Below are 2,553 nucleotides of genomic sequence, written 5' to 3'. Positions count from 1 at the left end.
GACGTCGTACGGGGTGTCGGTCAGGGTCACGCACGGCATGCTCGCACGCCGAGCCGGCGGCGGCGGGCGGCGCCGGGCGGGACACGGGTACATTCCGGCCCGTGAGGATCGTCGTTGCGCGCTGCCAGGTCGACTACGCCGGGCGGCTGGCCGCCCACCTGCCGATGGCCACCCGGGTGCTGATGATCAAGGCCGACGGGTCGGTGCTCGTGCACTCCGACGGCGGGTCCTACAAGCCGCTCAACTGGATGTCGCCGCCGTGCACGTTCCGCGAGGGCACCACCGAGGACGGCCAGCCGGAGTGGACGGTGACCGCGGCCAAGACCGACGACACCCTGCGCATCCTCATCGAGGAGGTCCACTCCGACTCCAGCCACGACCTCGGCGTCGACCCCGGACTGCGCAAGGACGGCGTGGAGAAGCACCTCCAGGAGCTCCTGGCCGAGCACCCCGGCTCGCTGGCCGACGGCCTCACGCTCGTGCGCCGCGAGTTCATGACCGCGATCGGCCCGGTCGACCTCATGTGCCGCGACGCCGACGGGCTCAGCGTCGCGGTCGAGATCAAGCGCCGCGGCGAGATCGACGGCGTGGAGCAGCTCACCCGCTACCTCGACCTGCTCAACCGGGACCCCGCGCTGACCCGCAAGGGCGCGGTCCGCGGCATCTTCGCCGCCCAGGAGATCAAGCCGCAGGCGCGGGTGCTGGCCACCGACCGTGGCATCGCCTGCGCGCTCGTGGACTACGACCTCCTGCGCGGCATGGACGACTCCGAGCACCGGCTCTTCTGATGGCCGACCCGATCCTCCACATCGCCACGGTCGCAGACTGGGAGGCCGCCCAGCGGACCGGCGCCTACACGACCTCCACCCGCGGGCGCACGCTCACGGAGGAGGGTTTCATCCACGCGTCGCGCCCCGAGCAGGTGCAGCCGGTCTTCGATCGCTACTACGCAGACGCCGGCGAGCCCCTGGTGCTGCTGGTCGTCGACCCCGACCTCCTCACGGCCCCGGTGCGCGTCGAGCCGGTCGGCGACGACACCTACCCGCACGTGTACGGCCCCATCGACCCCGCCGCGGTGGTCGGGGTGCACCCGCTGGACCCGAACGGCCGCTGGTCCGGCGCCTGAGGGCGACCTCTCAGGCGGCGAGCTGCTTGCCGACCTTCTTCTTCACCCTCACCAGCTTGCGCTTCTTGACCGTGTAGCCCGCGGGCAGGGTGCCCTCCTTGAGCATGCGCAGGGGGCAGCGGGTGCACTTCGTCCGGGAGACGCAGCACTCCTTCTTGGGGAGCCGGGCGACCTTGCCCGACTTCTTGCCCTTCGACGTGCTCATGGACTTGCCCATGCCGGCACCCTACACGGGAGTGAGGCAAGGCTTACCTGAGTGTCGTCGAGGTCTCGTCGGCGTGCGCCAGGCGCCAGCCGGAGTCGTCGCCCTCGAGCGCGACGTGGGCGCCGCCCGGCAGCACGAGGTCGGCCCCGGTCGCCCGCGGATTGCCGACCAGCACCGGCACGGCGGTCATGATGGCGCCGCCGTGACTGACCACCAGCACTGCCTCGCCGCGGTGGGCGTCGCGGACCTCGTCGAGCACGCCGATGACACGGGCGGCGATGCCGGCGACCTGCTCGCCGCCGGGGATCGCGGCCGAGTCGTCGCCCGCCACCCAGGCCTCGAAGACGGGCCCCAGCGCGGCGGACTCGCTCGCGTCGGTGCCGGCGAGCGCACCGACGCCGTACTCCCTCAGGTCCTCGCGCACCAGGACGTCGACGCCGAGCACGCCCGCCGCGATCTCGGCGGTCTGCACGGCCCGCGACAGCGGGCTGCACCACACGCGCGAGATGCGCTCGCCGAGGAGCCGCTCCCCCAGCGCTCGGGCCTGGGCCCGCCCGGTGGCGCTCAGCGAGCCGCCCTGGTCGGTGACCAGGTCCGTCTCGTAGTCGGCCTCGCCGTGGCGGGCCAGGAAGACGCGGGTCGGGCACTGGAGGTCGCTCATGGCGTCACGCTAGCCCCGCCCGGGCGGCACGTACGTTGGACGACATGCGCAGAGTGACGCCCGAGGTCCCCGGTCCCGGCCAGGAGTCCGTGTGGGACTACCCCCGTCCTCCGCGGGTCGAGAGCAGCGCCGAGACGGTGGAGGTCCGGCTCGGCGGCGAGGTCGTCGCCCGCAGCACGTCCTCGCTGCGCGTGCTCGAGACGAGCCACCCTCCCGCCTACTACCTGCCTCGCGACGCCTTCGCCGCCGGCGTGCTGCGGCCCGTCGAGGGCACCACCTTCTGCGAGTGGAAGGGCGTCGCGACGTACTTCGACCTCGTCACCGGGGCCGCGACCGCCCGGCGCGCCGCCTGGACGTACGCCGACCCGACGCGCGGCTTCGAGGCGATCCGCGACCACCTGTCGGTGATGCCCGGCCAGGTCGAGGCCTGCCTCGTGGACGGGGAGGTCGTGCGCGCCCAGGAGGGTGGCTTCTACGGCGGCTGGATCACCGACCGCGTGGTCGGCCCCTTCAAGGGCGGCCCCGGCAGCCACGGCTGGTGACGGCGGTCAGCCTCGGTCG

The 2,553-nt window shown here is 73.2% G+C and carries 5 protein-coding genes; 3 read left to right on the top strand and 2 right to left on the bottom strand.

Annotation, left to right across the window (positions count from 1 at the left end):
- Positions 1-101: 101 nt before the first annotated feature.
- Complete coding sequence (nucS, locus tag ACXJKL_RS19165) at positions 102-788, top strand: endonuclease NucS (protein WP_457208593.1); 687 nt, start codon at positions 102-104, stop codon at positions 786-788.
- Positions 788-1,126 carry a DUF952 domain-containing protein gene (locus ACXJKL_RS19160; protein WP_457208592.1) on the top strand — a complete coding sequence of 113 codons (339 nt, stop codon included), beginning with the start codon at positions 788-790 and terminating at the stop codon, positions 1,124-1,126. Before nucS ends, ACXJKL_RS19160 begins: the two co-directional genes overlap by 1 nt.
- Before the next feature lie 10 nt (positions 1,127-1,136).
- Here the strand turns inward: ACXJKL_RS19160 and ACXJKL_RS19155 are convergent, their stop codons facing one another.
- A complete protein-coding gene (locus tag ACXJKL_RS19155; RefSeq protein ID WP_457208591.1) occupies positions 1,137-1,343 on the bottom strand; it encodes a hypothetical protein in 207 nt (68 codons plus the stop codon).
- 31 nt (positions 1,344-1,374) lie between these two features.
- Entirely contained in the window at positions 1,375-1,992 is a 618-nt protein-coding gene (locus ACXJKL_RS19150) for a histidine phosphatase family protein (protein WP_457208590.1), read from the bottom strand.
- 44 nt (positions 1,993-2,036) lie between these two features.
- Here ACXJKL_RS19150 and ACXJKL_RS19145 point away from each other — a divergent pair, with 44 nt between their 5' ends.
- On the top strand, positions 2,037-2,534 hold the full coding sequence (locus ACXJKL_RS19145; protein ID WP_457208589.1) for a DUF427 domain-containing protein: 498 nt from the start codon (positions 2,037-2,039) through the stop codon (positions 2,532-2,534).
- The last annotated feature ends 19 nt before the right edge of the window (positions 2,535-2,553 follow it).

This window comes from Nocardioides sp. P5_C9_2, assembly GCF_054049555.1.
Note: the sequence above shows the minus strand (reverse complement) of the source record. Positions and strands in the feature narration are given on the sequence as shown.

What these genes read in the sequence shown, in the direction of transcription:
- ACXJKL_RS19160 (WP_457208592.1), top strand. Translation starts at nt 788, where the DNA reads ATGGCCGACCCGATCCTCCACATCGCCACGGTCGCAGACTGGGAGGCC.
- ACXJKL_RS19145 (WP_457208589.1), top strand. Translation starts at nt 2,037, where the DNA reads ATGCGCAGAGTGACGCCCGAGGTCCCCGGTCCCGGCCAGGAGTCCGTG.
- ACXJKL_RS19150 (WP_457208590.1), bottom strand. Translation starts at nt 1,992, where the DNA reads ATGAGCGACCTCCAGTGCCCGACCCGCGTCTTCCTGGCCCGCCACGGC.
- ACXJKL_RS19155 (WP_457208591.1), bottom strand. Translation starts at nt 1,343, where the DNA reads ATGGGCAAGTCCATGAGCACGTCGAAGGGCAAGAAGTCGGGCAAGGTC.